Source organism: Sphingomonas sp. CFBP 13728 (assembly GCF_014841895.1).
GTDB lineage: Bacteria > Pseudomonadota > Alphaproteobacteria > Sphingomonadales > Sphingomonadaceae > Sphingomonas.
In genome coordinates this window covers 79,006-94,891 of the sequence record NZ_JACYUS010000003.1, presented here as the reverse complement: position 1 = coordinate 94,891, position 15,886 = coordinate 79,006, and the positions used below count along the sequence as shown (strand labels likewise).

Below are 15,886 nucleotides of genomic sequence, written 5' to 3'. Positions count from 1 at the left end.
TAATCCCTTTCTGCTGACCCCGATTGCCGCAATGCGGCATAGGACCGACTATCTATACGTGAAGCTGGGTGAACAGTTCCTGCATGTCTGCGGGCATTTCGCTTTCGAACGCCAAAGCGATGCTTTTCACCGGATGGATGAACCCCAGATGCGCCGCGTGCAAGGCCTGCCGGCGGAAACCGAGCGTTTCGAGCAGCGACTTCTGAGCTTGCTTTGTTCTACCATAGACCGGGTCCCCCAACAAGGCGTGGCCGATCGACGCCATGTGCACGCGCACCTGATGCGTACGGCCCGTCTCCAGCCGGCACTCGATCAACGCCGCACCGCGGAGCGCCGTGATCGTCGAGAAATGCGTCACCGCGCGCTTGCCGCCCTCGACGATCGCAATCTTCTTTCGGTTCTGCGGACTGCGCGCGAGCGGTGCGTTGACCGTCCCGCTCGATGGGCGCGGGATGCCGCCGACGATCGCCTTGTAGCGGCGGTCGATGCTGTGGTCGTGGAACTGCTTCGCCAGGCCTTCGTGCGCGCGGTCCGTCTTGGCGGCGATCATCAGCCCCGACGTGTCCTTGTCGATGCGGTGGACGATGCCGGGCCGCGCGACGCCGCCGATGCCCGACAGATTGCCGGCGCAGTGATGGAGCAGCGCATTGACCAGCGTACCGTCGAAATTGCCCGCAGCGGGGTGGACGACGAGGCCGGCGGGCTTGTCGATCACGATCAGGTCGTCGTCCTCATAGGCGACGACGAGCGGGATATCCTGCGCTTCGTTGTGCAGCGGCGTCGGCGGAGGGATCACAACCGCGAAAACCTGGCCTGCGGCGGCCTTTTTAGCCGAATCGCGCCACTCGCGACCGTTGAGCGACACCTGGCCCGCGGCAATCAGCGCTTTCAACCGCTCGCGCGACATGTCGGGAAGCACTTCGGCGAGCGCACGATCCAGCCTCCAGCCATCCGTGGCCGGCGTGATCGATGCTTCGACGATGGAAACCCCCCGGTCCATGTCCTACCGATGTGGCGATGAGCGTGACGATTTCAAGCGAATTGCTGCGGCGGTTGGTCGCAGTGGCGGTCGCGTCGCCGGATGCGGAGGTCTGCGGGCTGCTGTTGGGGGCGGCGGGACGGATCGAAGCGACGGCTGCGTGCGCGAACGTGGCGGCGAACCCTGCGCGGACGTTCGAGATCGATCCAGCCGCGTTGTTTGCCGCGCATCGGCACGCGCGATCGGGCGGGATGGCCGTGATCGGGCATTATCACTCGCATCCATCTGGTTTGCCTGTTCCGTCTCCGCGCGATGCGGCGCAGGCGATGGGGGACGGGGCGGTCTGGTTGATTATCGGCGCGGGTCGAGCGCGCGCCTGGCGATCGGTCGACGTCGGAGCATTCGTCGAAGAGGCGATCGACTGCACGTAAGGCTCGTCGAATTCAGTCGTGCCGGGCCCTTCGGCTACGCCCAGGAGAGCCTCGTTCCGGCATCCACCGTTCCGCCCACTCGATAGCCGTTAGTCTGCGGAATCGTGGACCCCGGAACAGGGCCGGGGTCACGGGGCGGGTTTGGTCCGCTTCTCCCAAGTCGTCGCACTTGCGCAGCGGCTGCACCCCCGTCACAAGACCCTCCAGAATTAGGGGATTTTCATGACGGTCAGCCCGGTCGATTTCGCGAGCCTGCTCTGTTCGCGCCTGTGTCACGACCTGCTCTCACCGGTAGGCGCGTTGAACAACGGACTGGAACTGCTCGCCGACGAGACCGACCCTGCAATGCGCGAGCGGGTGATGCAGTTGCTCGCCGACAGCGCACGCGCGTCCGCGAGCAAGCTCAAGTTCTTCCGCCTGGCCTTCGGGGCGGCGGGCGGGTTCGGCGAGCTGGTCGATACACACGAGGCGCGCACTGCGATCGAGGGGCTGGTTGCCGAGAACAAGCGGATCACGTTCGTCTGGGCAGTCGAGACGACGGCGATGCCGCGGTCGGCGGTCAAGGTGCTGCTCAACCTCGCGCTCGTCGCGACCGAATCGCTCGTACGCGGCGGTACGATGGAGGTCGGCGCCGAGGACAATGACGGCCAGCTGGAGATCGTCGTCAAGATCGAGGGGGCCCGCATCGTGCTCGATCCCGAGATCCGGCGTACGCTGGTCGAGGGCGAGGGCGTTCACAACGTCACGCCACGCGCCGCCGCCGCGTACATGATCAATACGCTGGTCACGGAAGCTGGTGGAGCGGTGATCGTATCCGAGCCCGCCGATGACATCATGATCTTCGGTGCGGTCTTCAGCGCGCGGTAAGCGCGTCGAGGTTCGCGATCCTGCGTTCAGGGAAGGATCTAAGCACCGGTCCTTCGTACCAGAGCTAACGGCCTCTTAACCTCCACCATGCATGACGGCGTCTCGAACGCGGGGCCGGCATGGACGATCTGTTACAGGAATTCATTGCCGAGACGCGCGAAACGCTGGGAGCGATCTCCGGCGAGATCGTCGCATGGGAGGCGCAGCCCGCCGACGGCGCCCGCCTCGATGCGATCTTCCGCTTCGTGCATACCGTCAAGGGAAGCTGCGGGTTTCTCGATCTGCCACGACTTGCCCGCCTCAGCCATGCGGCGGAAGACGTGCTGGCCGCCGTCCGCGACGGCAAGCGGACGCCCGATACGGCGCTCGTCAACGCGGTGCTCGGCATCGTCGACCGGATTTCGGAGATCGTCGAGGCGATCGATGCGGGGTCGGCGCTGGACGATTCGGGCGAGGACCTGCTGATCGCTGCGCTTGCCCCGGACGCGCAGCGTCAGGCGGCGGCTGTACCCGTTCTGGCCGCTTCGGCACCCGCTGGCCGCGCCACCAGTCGCAGCGTACGCCTCAATGTCGATCTGCTCGATCACATGATGAGCGGCATGTCCGAGATGGTTCTGGCGCGTAACGAACTCGCGCGGCGGCTGCGAGACAGCGATGTCGATCCGAAGGTCGAGGCCGCGCTGGAACGCCTGTCGCTGACCGTCGCCGACATGCGCGACACCGTCACGCGGACGCGCATGCAGAAGGTCGATGCGCTGTTCTCCGCGTTGCCGCGGATGGTGCGCGATACCAGCGCGGAGCTGTGCAAGGCGGTGAACCTCGTGATCGAGGGCGCCGATGTCGAACTCGACCGCGAGATGATCGAGCTGATGCGCGATCCGCTGGTCCATATCATCCGCAACTCGATCGATCACGGGATCGAGACGCCGATGGTGCGCCGCGTCGCCGACAAGCCCGAAACGGGGCGTCTGGTGGTTTCCGCGCGCCAGTCCGGCAACCAGATCCTTATCGAGATCAGCGACGACGGGCAGGGCATCGACGTCGCCCGGATCGTCGCCAAGGCCGCGGAGCAGAATCTCCACACGCTCGCCGAACTCGCGGCGATGAGCGCGACCGCCAAGCTCGACCTGATCTTCGCACCCGGCCTGTCCAGCCGAGATACCGTCACCGCCACGTCCGGTCGCGGCGTCGGCATGGACGTGGTCCGCGCGAACATCGAACAGATCGGCGGCCGGATCGTCCTGACCAACGATCCGGGGCGCGGGCTTCGCATCGTCATCCACGCGCCGCTGACGCTGTCGATCCTGTCGACGATCATCGTCGGCGTCGGCACGCAGCGCTTCGCACTCGCCCGCCAGTCGATCGAGGAGATCGTGACGGTCCGCGGCGACTCCGTACGGATCGAGGCGATCGGCGACGCCGCGGCGGTACTGGTCCGGGGGCGCCGGATGCCGCTGGTTTCGCTCGGTCATCTGTTCCGCCTCGGTACCGAGCCGCCGCCGACCCTGGTGATCGTGTCGACCCGCGAGGGCGAGTACGCGCTCGGTGTCGACACCGTGATCGATACCGAGGAACTGGTCGTGAAACCGGCCTCGCCCGCGGTGATGGCGACCGGTGTCTATGCGGGGAAGACGCTGCCGGACAACGGCCTGCCGATGCTGTTGCTCGACGCATCGGGCATAGCCGCGGTGGCGGGGCTGCGCTTCGCGCCGGTGGTCGTGCACGATGCAGGTGCCGACGAGGTGGTCGTCCCAGGCGTGCCGGCATTGCTGTTCGACGATCTCGACGGTCAGCGGCGCGCGATCGCGCTGGCGGTGATCGATCGCGTCGAGCCGGTGCCGACCAGCGCGATACGCTGGACGGCCGGGGCGATGCGGCTGTCGGTCGGCGACGCGATCATCCCGCTTCACGCGGTCGGCGAGATCGGCGACCGGAGCGAAGTCGCCGTTCTGCGGCTGACCGACGGCGAAAGCGAGATGGCCTATGCGATTGCCGATGCGATCGAGATCGTGACGCTGCCCGCCGAGATCGCGCCGGCGCGTCGCTCCGCGTCGGGCGGGACTGGACCTATCGCCGGTGTCGTGCTGATCGCAGGCGAGCAGATCGAACTGGTCGATCCGCACGCTCTGTTCGCAGGCGAGCCAGTGACGATCGCATCGCCGCCGGTATGCCTGTTGCAGGTCGATGGATCGGGCTGGATGGAAACGTTCCTCAAGCCCGCGCTGGAGGCGTCCGGTTATCGCTGTGTAACCGCGCTGGCGGCGGGCGAGACGGCCGCGGTCGCGCTGGCGATGGAAGACGCACCGGTTCGCGAAACTCGGGCTCCGGTGGTGACGTTGCGGCGTGCGCGCAATGCCGAGGGCGACAATGACGCGAGCGTCTATCGTTATGACCGGCCTGCGTTGATCGCGGCGATCGCCGCTCGGAGGGGCCTGTGACCGAGTTGTTCCTGATCGCGCATATTGCCGGTCGCGGTGTCGCGATCGATACCGCGCAGGTCGATTCGGTGGTCGACATCGGTGAGGTCGTCGCGGTGCCGCGCGCGGGCACGTTCGTCCGAGGATTGGCCGCGCTGCGCAGCCGGGTGGTGACGGTGATCGACACGGGTACCGCGCTCGGCCTTTCGCCGACGCCCGACACGGTGCGGCGCGCGGTCATCACGGTCGTCGACGGGCATCATTACGCGATACTGGTCGATTCCGTCGAAGACGTCGCGCCGTTCGTGCGGCTACCATTGTCATCCGGACTCGCGCTGCAAGGCGGCTGGGGCCGGGCGGGCACCGGCATCATCGAGCGTGACGGAGACCCGTTGCTGATACTCGATCTGGTGGCCGTCATTCCTGCGACGCCGCTGGCCGCTTGAGTCTGAAATTCCACGCTTAACTCGCTGCTTACCCTTTGCGATCTAGGACGGTCGCACGATTTGCCCCGGAAGGCCTGCCATGAAGACCTGTCTTGTCGTCGATGATTCAAAGGTGATCCGCAAAGTCGCGCGTCACATCCTGGAGACGCTCGACTTCACCGTCACCGAAGCCTGTGACGGCCGCGAGGCGCTGGCGGCCTGCATGGCGTCGCTGCCCGACGTGATCCTGCTCGACTGGAACATGCCGGTGATGAGCGGGATGGATTTCCTGCGCGCGCTGCGTGAAGCCGATGTGCCGCGCCGGCCCAAGGTCGTGTTCTGCACCACCGAGAACGGCATGGCCTATATCCGCGCGGCGATCGAAGCGGGCGCGGACGAATATGTGATGAAGCCGTTCGACCGCGATACGCTCGAATCGAAGCTCCAGATCGTCGGCATGGCCTGAACCGAGGCGCCACGGTGACGATCCGGCCTCTTCCTGTCTCGCGGTACTCGGATCGCGACGGTCTCGACACCGCGCAGGTGTTGATCGTCGACGATTCGGTCGTCGCCCGCGCCGTCATCGCGCGGATGATCGATGCGAGCGACCGCTTCTCGGTGGTCGGTGCGGTCGGCAACGTCGCGGCGGCGCTTGAGTTTCTAGGCCGGGCGACGGTCGATTTCATCCTGCTCGATATCCAGATGCCGGGGGTCGACGGACTGACCGCACTGCCGTCGCTCGTTGCGGCGGGGCGGGGGGCGAAGGTGCTGATCGTGTCGTCGACCGCGGACGAGGGCGGGGCCATCGCGGTCCAGGCGCTCGCGCTGGGTGCGGCCGAGACGCTCATCAAGCCGGCGGCGGGAGCATTGTCCGGCCGGTTCGGATCGATGCTCGTCGCCAAGCTCGAAAAGCTGAGCGAGCGGCCCTCACCGATGCCGGCTGCGGCGTTGGTGCGTCCTGCTCCCCGGTCCGACCTACGCCCGACACCCGAGAGCAACGAAGCTCCGACGCGGCCGATCTCTAGCAGCGCGGACTATGACATCGTTGCGATCGGCGCCTCGACCGGTGGCATCCACGCGCTCAGCCAGATGTTCCGCGCGCTTCCCGCTGGATTCCGCCTGCCGATCGTCATCACGCAGCATCTGCCGACGTCGTTCATGCCGTATTTCGCGGCGCAGATCGCGCTGCTTGCCGGTCGTCCGTGCGAGGTCGCGGTCGATCGGTTGCGGATTCGGCCGGGCCGGATCGTCATAGCGCCGGGCGACGCACATCTGAAATGCGTCAAGCTGTCCGATGGCGGTGCTGCGTTCCGGCTCACGCACGAACCGGTCGCCAGCGGCTGCATGCCCTCGGTCGATCCGATGCTCGGCTCGCTCGCCGATGTGTACGGCTCACGGATGCTGGCGATCATCCTCAGCGGGATGGGCCGCGATGGGGCCGAGGGCGCGCGGCGGGTTCACGAGGTCGGCGGCTGCGTCGTTGCGCAGGATCAGCAGAGCTCGGTCGTATGGGGCATGCCAGGCGCGGTCGCGGCTGCCGGCGTGGCGGACGCGGTGTTGCCGCCGGACGCGATCGGCCGCCTCGTCGCATCGCGCCGTCGACCATGACGCACCGTGATCTTCCGACTTCCTCCACGGCATCACAGACCGCGATCAACGTGCTGACCGCGTTGCTCGAGGCACGGACCGGACAACAGATCGCCGCGTATCGCTCATGGCGGCTGGATACCGCGCTGAAACCCTTGTTGCGCGCGCGCAAACTCGACACGCTCGACCAGCTCGTCACGCAGTTGTTGCAGGGCAGCGATCGGCAGATCGGCGACTCCATCGTCGATGCGCTCGTCAACCAGGAGACGTCCTTCTTTCGCGACGCGCTGGTGTTCGAGATGCTCGCGGAGGCGGTCACGGACGTCGAGCAGGATGGCCGTCGCGCGCGGATCTGGTGTGCGGGCTGTTCGACCGGCCAGGAACCGCTGTCGCTTGCGATGCAGTTCGCCGAGCGTCGCGAGGCGAGCGGTGCGTCGATGCCGGAGATCGTCGCTACCGACGTGTCCGATGCGGCGATCGTTCGCGCGCGATCGGGCCGGTTCTCGCAGTTCGAGATCCAGCGCGGGCTGCCGGTTCGTCGGATGATCCGCTGGTTCGATACGACCGGGACCGACTGGGTCGCCAAGCCGGAACTGCTCGCGCTGGTGACCTATCGTCGGATGAACCTCGTGTCCGACCAGCCGCCGCCGGGGCAGTTCGACATCGTTCTCTGTCGCAACGTGCTGCTGTACCTGTCGACCAAAACCAAGGGGCAGGTTTTCCCGAAGATCGCCGCCGCGCTCAAGCCGGGGGGGATGCTGGTGATGGGTGCGGGTGAGACGGTGATCGGCCAGACCCGCGTGTTCGAGCCGAGCAAGCGCTTTCGCGGCTTCTACGAGACGCCGATCGAGGCGAGGAGCTAGCGCCATAGCGTCGAGGTTCCGTGACACCGGACCCCGTTCGCCATAGGAGCCGGGGTCACTCACCGGATTTCACCATGCGCGCGTTTTTCGTACCCATTCTCGCAGGAGGCTCTCTTGGCGACAGGCTGTTGGCCTGCCTCGGAGCGCTGATCGGCATTGCGCTGACGAGTGCGATCAGCGCGTCGTTCGTCCATCCGCACGGCAGTGTCCTGCTGATCGCGGCGCCGATGGGGGCCGCCGCAGTTCTCGTGTTCGCCGTGCCTGCAAGTCCGCTCGCACAACCCTGGCCGGTCATCGGTGGGAATGTCCTGTCGGCGCTGGTCGGCATCGTCGTGGCAAGACTGGTTCCCGTGCCCGAGTTCGCCGCGGCGATCGCAGTGGCGGGCGCGATCCTCGTGATGTCATTGACGCGGTCGCTACACCCTCCGGCGGGTGCGGTCGCCCTGACCGCGGTCGTCGGCGGCCCCGCCGTGTTGCAGGCGGGGTTCGCGTTCGCCGTCGTGCCGATCGCACTCAACGCCATCATATTGACCGCGTGCGGCATTCTGTTCCACCGGTTCTCCGGCCACAGCTATCCGCATCGCGCGATACCGGTATCCGGGAAGCCGCTGATCCCGGACGAAGCGACGCCGCACCCCGAGGATCTGGACAACGCGCTTGCCGATCTCGGCGAAACGCTCGACGTCAGTCGAGAGGATCTCGACCTGTTGTTTGGCCGTGTCGCGTATCACGCGGCGCACCGACGGACGCGAAGTATAAGCGGCGATCCCCCAGGAGGCGTTGCTTAGCTGACCCCGAGGTCCGCCGGCCCGAACGCGTCGGGCAGCAATTCGGACACGGTATAGGTGCGGATTGCATCGCCTTCCGCCGCGCCGCAATGCACCGGCAGGTCGCGGCCGCCCATCTGCGCCGCTTCGTTGATGACCTGGCGGCAGCGGCCGCACGGGCTGACGGGGGAGGAGCCGGTCGCGCGGCCATCAGCATTCATCGCGCCGCCGATCACGCCGATCGCGACGATATCGCGGAGCCGCCCTGCCGCGCTGGCGGTGGCGATCGCGACCGTCTCGGCGCACAGCGACAGGCCGTAGCTCGCATTCTCGAAGTTCGCGCCGGTGATCACCGTGCCGTCGTCGAGCAGTACTGCAGCACCGACCGCGAACCGCGAATAGGGTGCGTGGGCGTTGCGCGCGGCGTCGCGTGCTGCCGCTACGAGTTGCGTTGCTTGATCAGTCATGATGCCACCACGTCCCAGTTCACCGGTCCCTCGATCCCGTCGATGCGGCGGAAATCGCTTGCCCGCCACATCCGCCATGGCCGCGCGGTGTAGTCGGGCTTGAGGATATTCTCCACCGCCCATAGCGGCCGCGGCACGGCATCCGACAGCGTGTACTTCGAATCCATCGCCTTGCTGATCCGCAGCATCACCGGCTGGCGGGTGTGCGTCTCGACCATCGTCACGAACTGCGCGATGTCGGCGATCAGCGTCGCGCGATCGGGCCGCGCGGTGCAGTCGTCGTGGAACGCGATGTCGACCGCGGTCGGCAACGCGTCCGAAGTCCGCGGCACGAAGGTGTTGAACGCGTTCGCCTGCTCGTCCGCACGCTGACACAAGGAATAGACGTGCACCGCGCCGCGTCGCAGGCCGGCGTCGGGCAGCGCCGCCCAGTTCGCCTCGAACGTCGGATCGCGCCGGTCGGTGCCCGACGTCGCGACGATATAGGCGAAGTCGGCACCGCTCGCGCGCACCGTGCCCCATTCGACCGGGCCGGGGTTTTCGGCGAGGTCGATGCCCTGCAGCGGGTAGTGTTTGACGTCGGGGTGCCAGCCGGTCGCGGCGGTCCAGCCGCAGATACCGACGAAGCCGGTCGCGGCGAGCGCGGCCGCGAATTTCAAAAGTGCGTGAGCCATGGGTCTTCTAGTTGCGGATGTGGAGGACGCAGATCAGCGTGAACAGCCGTCGCGCGGTATCGAAATCGACCTCGATCTTGCCGTCGAGACGCTCCTTGAGCAGCTCGGCGGCCTCGTTGTGGACGCCCCGGCGGGCCATGTCGACCGTCTCGATCTGGGCGGGGGAGGATTGCCGGATTGCCTGATAGTAACTGTCGCAGATCGCGAAATAATCTCGGATCGGTCGGCGGAACCGACCGAGCGCGAGCACCAGCGTCTCGAGATGCGTATCGTCCTCGCGGTGGATATGGATGCCGAGGCGTCCTTCTTCCGACTGGAGCTTGATCTTGTACGGCCCCGCATAGCCGTCGGCATAGGCCCGCTGCGGGGCGAAGTGATTGCCCTCGATCAGGTCGAAGATCGCGATCCGGCGCTCCTGCTCGACGTCGGGCGAGCGCCAGCCGAGACTGGTCTCGTCGAGTTGCACGTCGATGATCCGCGGGTCGGCCATACCGGTTCGATAGCGGGGCAGGTTCGACCTGTCACTTATCCCCAGCATTCCGGCGCGATAGCTTGGACGAGGACCCGTCCATCGCGTAGGTGCAGGGGATGGCAACTCTCGCATTCCCCGTTCCCGCGGTCCCCGAACCGCAGCAGCTTCCCCGCAACGTCGAAGCCGAGGCCGCGATGCTCGGCGCGATGATGATCGACAACCGGCTCGCGGACGACCTCGTCGACAAGCTGGAGCCTGGGCATTTCTTCGAGCCCGTCCACGGGCGCATCTTCGCGGCGATCAAGACGCTGCGCGGCAACGACATGCTGGTGACGCCGGTGACGTTGCGGCCGATGTTCGATGCGGACGAGGGCATGCGCGAGCTTGGTGGGCCAGCGTATCTCGCAGGGCTGACGGGCAGCGGCGCCGGCCTGATCGGCGCGCGCCAGTTCGCGCAGCAGATCTACGACCTCGCGATGTTGCGCGCGCTCGTGTCGGTCGGGCGGACGCTGGTCGATCGCGCAATGGACACCTCCGAAGAGGTCAACCCGCGCGCACAGATCGAGCTCGCCGAGGAAGAGCTGTTCAAGGTCGCGGCGGATGGCGGTTCCGAAAACACGGTGAAGTCGTTCGCGCAGGCGACCACCGCGGCGGTCAAGATGGCCGAGCGCGCGCTGAACTCGGGCGGCAATCTGTCGGGCGTCACCACCGGCATCGATTCGATCAACGCCAAGATCGGCGGCATGCATCACAGCGATCTCATGATTCTCGCCGGCCGTCCGGGCATGGGCAAGACCTCGCTCGCGACCAACATCGCGTTCAACGCCGCGCGGCGCTGGATGCGCGACATGGCCGACGGGATCGCCCCGAAGGACTCGGTCGGCGCGAAGGTCGCGTTCTTCTCGCTGGAGATGTCCGCGGATCAGCTCGCGACGCGTATTCTCGCCGAGCAGTCGCAGATTTCGTCCGAATCGCTCCGCATGGGTAAGATCAGCCGCACCGAGTTCGCGCAGTTGGCGGCCGCGGCAGCCGAACTGGAGAATTTGCCGCTGTTCATCGACGATACCGGCGGCCTGTCGATCGGCGCGCTGCATACGCGTGTTCGCCGGTTGCAGCGTCGGCATAACAACGAGATCGGGCTGGTGGTGGTCGATTACCTCCAGCTGCTGTCGGGGTCGGGCAAGAGCAAGGACGGCAACCGCGTTCAGGAAATCTCCGAGATTTCGCGCGGGCTGAAGACGTTGGCGAAGGACCTCAACGTGCCGGTGCTGGCGCTGTCGCAGCTGTCGCGTGCGGTGGAGTCGCGCGAGGACAAGACGCCGATGCTGTCGGATTTGCGCGAGTCGGGGTCGATCGAGCAGGACGCGGACATGGTCTGGTTCGTGTACCGCGAGGATTACTACGTCGCGTCGAAGGAGCCCAAGCGGCCGGCGGAAGGGGATAGCTCGAAGATCTTCGAGGACCATGCGTCGTGGGCGGCGGAGATGGAGCGGGTGTATGGTCTGGCGGAGCTGATCATCGCGAAGCAGCGTCACGGTGCGACCGGCAAGGTGCGGATGAAGTTCGATCCGACGATCACCAAGTTCTCGGATCTCGCCGAGTATTGATCCCATCGTCTCCCTCGCCCCTTCGGGGAGAGGGAAGAGGCCCGCGGCCCTTGCCGTGGGAAGGGAGAGGGGAGTGTGGCTCGGGACCTGGATCCCAACAGCCCCTCTCCCTTCCGTCGCCTACGGCTCCTCCCTCCCTCTCCCCGAAGGGGCGAGGGACAGCGGTCAAATCATCGGATCGTAATCGGTGTCCCTCTCCCCGAAGGGGCGAGGGACAGCGGTCAAATCATCGGATCGTAATCGGTGGGAGCGTGGATGCCGCATTCGACCTTGTCGAAACTGCGCCAGCGGCCTGCGCGCGGGTCTTCGCCGGGGGCGACCTTGGTCGTGCAGGGCGCGCAGCCGATCGAGAGATAGCCTTGCGCCTCCAGCGGGTGCCGCGGCAATTCATGCTCCGCAAAATACGCGTCAAGCTTGGCCTTGTCCCAATCCGCCAGCGGGTTGATCTTCAGGCGGCCCTCATCCTCCTCGAACCGCGGCAAGGCAGTACGCGTCCCTGACTGGAACCCCTTCCGCCCCGAAATCCACGCATCGAACGGGGCTAGAGCTCGCCGCAACGGCTCGACTTTCCGCAGATCGCAACAGCCGTCGGGGTCATACGACCACCGCAACCCCGTCTTGTCCTTGATCGCCAGCAACCGCGGATCGGGCCGGAACACGCGCAGGTCCGTGAACCCCAATTTCTCCGCCAACTCGTCACGGTACGCCAGCGTCTCGCCGAACATCTTCTGCGTATTCGTGAACACCACCGGCACGTCGACATCGACCTGCGCGACCATGTGCAGCAGCACCGCCGACTCCGCGCCGAACGACGACACCGCCGCGATCCGCCCGCGCAACTCGCCGACGAGTAGCTCGAACAGCATCTCCTGTGCGGAGACGCCTTCGAACCGCTCCTGCATCGCCATCGCATCGGCGCGCGTGAACGCCGGGGTGACGTCGATCATGTCGAGTTGGCGCGCGGGCTCACCCATGGCGCAGCTTCCAAACCGGCACCGCGCCATCCGCCGCCTTCTGGTACGGCGTATCGTAGCGTTCCAGGCTCGCGCGCAGCACGTCGATATCGATCGGCGCCTGGGGTGCGAAGCTGTCGAACCCGCAGCGGCGCATCAGCGGAATCTGATCGACCAGGACATCGCCCTGCGCCCGCAGTTCACCGGTATACCCCGCCTCGCGCAGGATTCGCGCGGACGAATAGCCACGTCCGTCGCGATAGCCCGGAAAGCTCACCTCGATTAGCGCGAGCTGGTCGATTTGCGGCAACAGCGCGCGCGCGTCGTCGCCTGCTTCCAGGCGCACGGCGGCGGCGTTGCTCTGGCCGATGAACGAATCGAGCGTCACCGCGGGCTCGTCATGCGGCTCGTCGTCGCGAAAGCGGAGTAGCGTCTGGCCCGGATACTCAACCATAGATCGCCTCCTTGAACGTCTCGAAGCCCACGCGGCGGTAGGTGTCGAGGAAGCGCTCGCCGGGGTCGCGGACCTGCAGATAGCGGTCGGTGACGCGCTCGATTGCGTCGACCACGCCGTCCTCGGAGAAGCCGGGCCCGGTGATCTTCGCGAGGCTGACATCCTCCGCGCCCGAGCCGCCGAGCGAGAGCTGGTAATTCTCGGTGCCCTTCTTGTCGACGCCGAGGATGCCGATGTGGCCCGCATGATGATGCCCGCACGCGTTGATGCAGCCGCTGATCTTGAGCTTCAGTTCGCCGAGATCACGCTGGCGATCGAGGCTGCCGAAGCGGGTCGCGATCTTCTGCGCCAGCGGGATCGAGCGCGCGTTGGCGAGGCTGCAGTAATCGAGACCCGGGCAGGCGATGATGTCGCTGATCAGGTCGAGATTAGCCTCGGCGAGCCCGGCGTCGTTGAGCGCCGACCACACCGCGTGCAGGTCGGCGATGCGGACGTGCGGCAGGACGATGTTCTGCGCATGCGTGACGCGCAGTTCGTCGAAGCTGTAGCGCGTGCCGAGATCGGCCATCACGTCGATCTGGTCCGCCGACGCGTCGCCGGGGATGCCACCGATCGGCTTCAGGCTGATATTGACGATCGCATAGCCCGGCTGCTTGTGCGCCTTCACGTTCTGGTCGAGCCACACCGCGAAGTCGGGATCGCTGCGGTCGATGTCGGTCGAGGCGCTCGCGTCGAAATCGGGCGCGCCGAAGTGGCTGGTGATGCGCTCCAGCTCGGCCCGCGGAGGATCGAGGCCGAGGCCCTTCACCGCGGCAAATTCCTCCTCGACCTGGCGGCGATATTCGTCGGGGCCGATCTCGTGGAGCAGGATCTTGATCCGCGCCTTGTAGATGTTGTCGCGCCGGCCGTAGCGATTGTAGACGCGCAGGCACGCCTCGAGATAGCTCATCAGGTCGTCGGCGGGGACGAAATCGCGGATCTCGTGGCTGATCATTGGCGTGCGACCCATGCCGCCGCCGACAAAGATCTTCGCGCCGAGTTCGCCGTCGCGGACGTACAGCCCGATGCCGATGTCGTGCAGCCGCATGGCCGCGCGATCCTCGTCCGCCGCGATAACGCAGATCTTGAACTTCCGCGGGAGGTAGGTGAATTCCGGGTGGAACGTCGACCACTGGCGGATCAGCTCGGCCCAGGGGCGCGGATCGGCGACCTCGTCCGCGGCGGCGCCGGCGAACTGGTCGGAACTGATGTTGCGGATGCAGTTGCCGCTGGTCTGGATGGCGTGCATCTCGACCGTCGCCAGCTCCTGGAGGATGTCCGGGGTCTGGTCGAGCTGAATCCAGTTGAACTGGATGTTCTGCCGCGTGGTGAAGTGGCCGTAGCCGCGATCGTATTTCCGCGCGATGTGCCCGAGCATCCGCATCTGGCGGCCGTCGAGCGTCCCGTACGGCACCGCGACGCGCAACATGTACGCATGCAGCTGGAGGTACAGCCCGTTCATCAGCCGCAGCGGCTTGAACTGGTCCTCGGTCAGCTCGCCCGAAAGGCGGCGGCGAACCTGGTCGCGAAACTCGTCGACCCGCTGGTCGACGATCGCCTGGTCGTATTCGTCGTATTTATACATATCAGATTACCCAGCTGCCGGCGTTGGGGTCGGCGGGTTTGAGGGTCAGGTCGGGCCGCATCGTGGGCCCGAGCGCACGAATGCGGTCCTTGATGTGGGCGGGGCGGGGGCCTTCGTCGGTTTGCGTCGCCTCGATCAGATAGGGGACGTTGACGCGGCGTGCGCCTTCCTCCGCCTGGAGGACCGCTTCACCCGCGACGCCGACGTCAGCCGCGTCCTCGATGTGGCGCGACCAGCCATTTCCGGTCCACCAGACGACGTCGCCAGTGGGAAGGTCGTTTCCGGTCAACAACTTCATGCGGCGGCGTCCTCTGCTACGCGGGCCCAGCGGGCGAGTTTGTCTTCGGCGTCTGACAGTTCGACGACTTCGCCGACGACGATGATCGCGGGGCTTTTCACCGCCTCGCGCGTGACCATCGCGCCGAGATCGGCGAGCAGCGTGCGGATTGCGCGGCTACCCTGCAACGTGCCGCGTTCGAGCACGGCGACGGGCATGTCGGGCGCGACGCCGTCGGCCATCAGCTTGTCGGCGATATCGGTCGCGGTGGCGATGCCCATGTAGATCACGAGCGTGCGGCCCTGACCGGCGAGCCCCGACCAGTCCTGCTCGGTCAAACCCTTGCACTGGCCCGCGACGAAGCTGACTGCGCTCGAATGATCGCGGTGGGTGAGGGGGAGCATCGCCTCCGCCGCACAGCCGAGCGCAGCCGAGACGCCGGGGATCACCTCGACGGGCAGGCCGGCGGCGCGAACCGCCTCGACCTCCTCGCCGCCACGACCGAAGACGAACGGGTCGCCACCCTTGAGCCGGATGACGATCGCCCCGGTCTTCACGTGCGCGATGATCAGCGCGTTGATCGCCTCCTGCGGCAACGTGTGGCGCGCGCGTTGCTTGGCGACCGAGATGCGCTGGGCGGAGGGGGGCGCGATGTCGAGCACGCGCGGGTCAATCAGCCCGTCATGCACGACGACGTCGGCGGTCTTGAGCGCCTCGACCGCGCGGACGGTCAGGAGACCGGGATCGCCCGGGCCCGCCCCGACGAGGATGACGCGCCCGCGGGCGGTGGGGTCTAGGAGGCTTGCCATGCGACCGGAGATGGGCGGATGAGCGCGGCGCTGCAACCGAATGATGCTTTGGCGGGAGGTAGGATTGCTTTTACCCCGGAGACCGCTGTCCCACCCTTCGTCATCCCCGCGGAGGCGGGGACCCATATCCTCGAACGCATGCAATTCTGCTGCAAGGCCTGCCAGTATGGGTTCCCGCCTGCGCGGGAATGACGGGACGCAACTTGACCGCGT

General features: G+C 66.5%; 18 protein-coding genes. 9 read left to right on the top strand and 9 right to left on the bottom strand.

The features are described 5' to 3' along the window. Nucleotides 1-52 precede the first annotated feature (52 nt). Nucleotides 53-1,000 carry an RluA family pseudouridine synthase gene (locus IFT67_RS13360; protein WP_192238760.1) on the bottom strand — a complete coding sequence of 316 codons (948 nt, stop codon included), beginning with the start codon at nucleotides 998-1,000 and terminating at the stop codon, nucleotides 53-55. Between the two features lie 17 nt (nucleotides 1,001-1,017). Here IFT67_RS13360 and IFT67_RS13355 point away from each other — a divergent pair, with 17 nt between their 5' ends. The 8 genes from IFT67_RS13355 (at nucleotide 1,018) to IFT67_RS13320 (ending at nucleotide 8,357) form a co-directional block, all read left to right on the top strand. Beyond that, entirely contained in the window at nucleotides 1,018-1,410 is a 393-nt protein-coding gene (locus IFT67_RS13355; RefSeq protein ID WP_192238759.1) for a M67 family metallopeptidase, read from the top strand. Nucleotides 1,411-1,632: 222 nt separating this feature from the next. After that, nucleotides 1,633-2,277 carry a histidine phosphotransferase family protein gene (locus tag IFT67_RS13350; protein ID WP_192238758.1) on the top strand — a complete coding sequence of 215 codons (645 nt, stop codon included), beginning with the start codon at nucleotides 1,633-1,635 and terminating at the stop codon, nucleotides 2,275-2,277. 119 nt (nucleotides 2,278-2,396) lie between these two features. Then, complete coding sequence (locus IFT67_RS13345) at nucleotides 2,397-4,715, top strand: chemotaxis protein CheA (RefSeq protein WP_192238757.1); 2,319 nt, start codon at nucleotides 2,397-2,399, stop codon at nucleotides 4,713-4,715. Next, nucleotides 4,712-5,140, top strand: coding sequence for a chemotaxis protein CheW (locus IFT67_RS13340; protein WP_192238756.1), 429 nt, complete (start codon nucleotides 4,712-4,714; stop codon nucleotides 5,138-5,140). The genes IFT67_RS13345 and IFT67_RS13340 overlap by 4 nt, the downstream gene beginning before the upstream one ends. A 79-nt stretch (nucleotides 5,141-5,219) precedes the next feature. Next, complete coding sequence (locus IFT67_RS13335) at nucleotides 5,220-5,585, top strand: response regulator (RefSeq protein ID WP_107963606.1); 366 nt, start codon at nucleotides 5,220-5,222, stop codon at nucleotides 5,583-5,585. Between the two features lie 20 nt (nucleotides 5,586-5,605). Continuing rightward, nucleotides 5,606-6,727 carry a chemotaxis-specific protein-glutamate methyltransferase CheB gene (cheB, locus tag IFT67_RS13330; RefSeq protein ID WP_342450631.1) on the top strand — a complete coding sequence of 374 codons (1,122 nt, stop codon included), beginning with the start codon at nucleotides 5,606-5,608 and terminating at the stop codon, nucleotides 6,725-6,727. After that, complete coding sequence (locus tag IFT67_RS13325; protein WP_192238755.1) at nucleotides 6,724-7,569, top strand: CheR family methyltransferase; 846 nt, start codon at nucleotides 6,724-6,726, stop codon at nucleotides 7,567-7,569. The genes cheB and IFT67_RS13325 overlap by 4 nt, the downstream gene beginning before the upstream one ends. A 74-nt stretch (nucleotides 7,570-7,643) precedes the next feature. Then, nucleotides 7,644-8,357, top strand: a complete 714-nt coding sequence (locus IFT67_RS13320; protein ID WP_192238754.1) for an HPP family protein — start codon at nucleotides 7,644-7,646, stop codon at nucleotides 8,355-8,357. Here the strand turns inward: IFT67_RS13320 and IFT67_RS13315 are convergent. Genes IFT67_RS13315 through IFT67_RS13305 form a run of 3 tightly spaced genes read right to left on the bottom strand, consistent with a single transcriptional unit; the run spans nucleotide 8,354 to nucleotide 9,967 of the window. Further along, the gene (locus tag IFT67_RS13315) at nucleotides 8,354-8,803 is read right to left on the bottom strand and encodes a cytidine deaminase (protein ID WP_192238753.1); all 450 of its coding nucleotides are present in this window, start codon (nucleotides 8,801-8,803) and stop codon (nucleotides 8,354-8,356) included. The genes IFT67_RS13320 and IFT67_RS13315 overlap by 4 nt on opposite strands. Beyond that, the gene (locus tag IFT67_RS13310) at nucleotides 8,800-9,477 is read right to left on the bottom strand and encodes a glycoside hydrolase family 25 protein (RefSeq protein WP_192238752.1); all 678 of its coding nucleotides are present in this window, start codon (nucleotides 9,475-9,477) and stop codon (nucleotides 8,800-8,802) included. The genes IFT67_RS13315 and IFT67_RS13310 overlap by 4 nt, the downstream gene beginning before the upstream one ends. Before the next feature lie 7 nt (nucleotides 9,478-9,484). Continuing rightward, nucleotides 9,485-9,967: a UPF0262 family protein gene (locus IFT67_RS13305; RefSeq protein WP_056050677.1), complete on the bottom strand. Its 483-nt coding sequence runs from the start codon at nucleotides 9,965-9,967 to the stop codon at nucleotides 9,485-9,487. A 98-nt stretch (nucleotides 9,968-10,065) separates the two neighbouring features. On the opposite strand from IFT67_RS13305, the gene IFT67_RS13300 reads away from it, so the two are divergent. Next, nucleotides 10,066-11,556, top strand: a complete 1,491-nt coding sequence (locus IFT67_RS13300; RefSeq protein ID WP_056050676.1) for a replicative DNA helicase — start codon at nucleotides 10,066-10,068, stop codon at nucleotides 11,554-11,556. Between the two features lie 221 nt (nucleotides 11,557-11,777). Here IFT67_RS13300 and IFT67_RS13295 read toward each other — a convergent pair whose 3' ends face one another. The 5 genes from IFT67_RS13295 to cobA are packed head-to-tail and all read right to left on the bottom strand — an operon-like array spanning nucleotide 11,778 to nucleotide 15,673. Continuing rightward, on the bottom strand, nucleotides 11,778-12,530 hold the full coding sequence (locus IFT67_RS13295; protein ID WP_060527031.1) for a phosphoadenylyl-sulfate reductase: 753 nt from the start codon (nucleotides 12,528-12,530) through the stop codon (nucleotides 11,778-11,780). After that, complete coding sequence (locus IFT67_RS13290; protein WP_192238751.1) at nucleotides 12,523-12,963, bottom strand: DUF934 domain-containing protein; 441 nt, start codon at nucleotides 12,961-12,963, stop codon at nucleotides 12,523-12,525. Before IFT67_RS13290 ends, IFT67_RS13295 begins: the two co-directional genes overlap by 8 nt. Then, complete coding sequence (locus IFT67_RS13285; protein ID WP_192238750.1) at nucleotides 12,956-14,587, bottom strand: nitrite/sulfite reductase; 1,632 nt, start codon at nucleotides 14,585-14,587, stop codon at nucleotides 12,956-12,958. The genes IFT67_RS13290 and IFT67_RS13285 overlap by 8 nt, the downstream gene beginning before the upstream one ends. Nucleotide 14,588: 1 nt before the next feature. Further along, on the bottom strand, nucleotides 14,589-14,885 hold the full coding sequence (locus IFT67_RS13280) for a DUF2849 domain-containing protein (RefSeq protein ID WP_192238749.1): 297 nt from the start codon (nucleotides 14,883-14,885) through the stop codon (nucleotides 14,589-14,591). Continuing rightward, entirely contained in the window at nucleotides 14,882-15,673 is a 792-nt protein-coding gene (cobA, locus tag IFT67_RS13275; RefSeq protein WP_192238748.1) for a uroporphyrinogen-III C-methyltransferase, read from the bottom strand. Before cobA ends, IFT67_RS13280 begins: the two co-directional genes overlap by 4 nt. Nucleotides 15,674-15,886 lie beyond the last annotated feature (213 nt).

Coding starts and splice junctions, on each gene's coding strand:
- cobA (WP_192238748.1), bottom strand. CDS start 15,673: ATGGCAAGCCTCCTAGACCCCACCGCCCGCGGGCGCGTCATCCTCGTC.
- IFT67_RS13325 (WP_192238755.1), top strand. CDS start 6,724: ATGACGCACCGTGATCTTCCGACTTCCTCCACGGCATCACAGACCGCG.
- IFT67_RS13290 (WP_192238751.1), bottom strand. CDS start 12,963: ATGGTTGAGTATCCGGGCCAGACGCTACTCCGCTTTCGCGACGACGAG.
- IFT67_RS13315 (WP_192238753.1), bottom strand. CDS start 8,803: ATGACTGATCAAGCAACGCAACTCGTAGCGGCAGCACGCGACGCCGCG.
- IFT67_RS13310 (WP_192238752.1), bottom strand. CDS start 9,477: ATGGCTCACGCACTTTTGAAATTCGCGGCCGCGCTCGCCGCGACCGGC.
- IFT67_RS13320 (WP_192238754.1), top strand. CDS start 7,644: ATGCGCGCGTTTTTCGTACCCATTCTCGCAGGAGGCTCTCTTGGCGAC.
- IFT67_RS13360 (WP_192238760.1), bottom strand. CDS start 1,000: ATGGACCGGGGGGTTTCCATCGTCGAAGCATCGATCACGCCGGCCACG.
- IFT67_RS13285 (WP_192238750.1), bottom strand. CDS start 14,587: ATGTATAAATACGACGAATACGACCAGGCGATCGTCGACCAGCGGGTC.
- IFT67_RS13345 (WP_192238757.1), top strand. CDS start 2,397: ATGGACGATCTGTTACAGGAATTCATTGCCGAGACGCGCGAAACGCTG.
- IFT67_RS13350 (WP_192238758.1), top strand. CDS start 1,633: ATGACGGTCAGCCCGGTCGATTTCGCGAGCCTGCTCTGTTCGCGCCTG.
- IFT67_RS13305 (WP_056050677.1), bottom strand. CDS start 9,967: ATGGCCGACCCGCGGATCATCGACGTGCAACTCGACGAGACCAGTCTC.
- IFT67_RS13300 (WP_056050676.1), top strand. CDS start 10,066: ATGGCAACTCTCGCATTCCCCGTTCCCGCGGTCCCCGAACCGCAGCAG.
- IFT67_RS13280 (WP_192238749.1), bottom strand. CDS start 14,885: ATGAAGTTGTTGACCGGAAACGACCTTCCCACTGGCGACGTCGTCTGG.
- IFT67_RS13295 (WP_060527031.1), bottom strand. CDS start 12,530: ATGGGTGAGCCCGCGCGCCAACTCGACATGATCGACGTCACCCCGGCG.
- IFT67_RS13335 (WP_107963606.1), top strand. CDS start 5,220: ATGAAGACCTGTCTTGTCGTCGATGATTCAAAGGTGATCCGCAAAGTC.
- IFT67_RS13355 (WP_192238759.1), top strand. CDS start 1,018: ATGAGCGTGACGATTTCAAGCGAATTGCTGCGGCGGTTGGTCGCAGTG.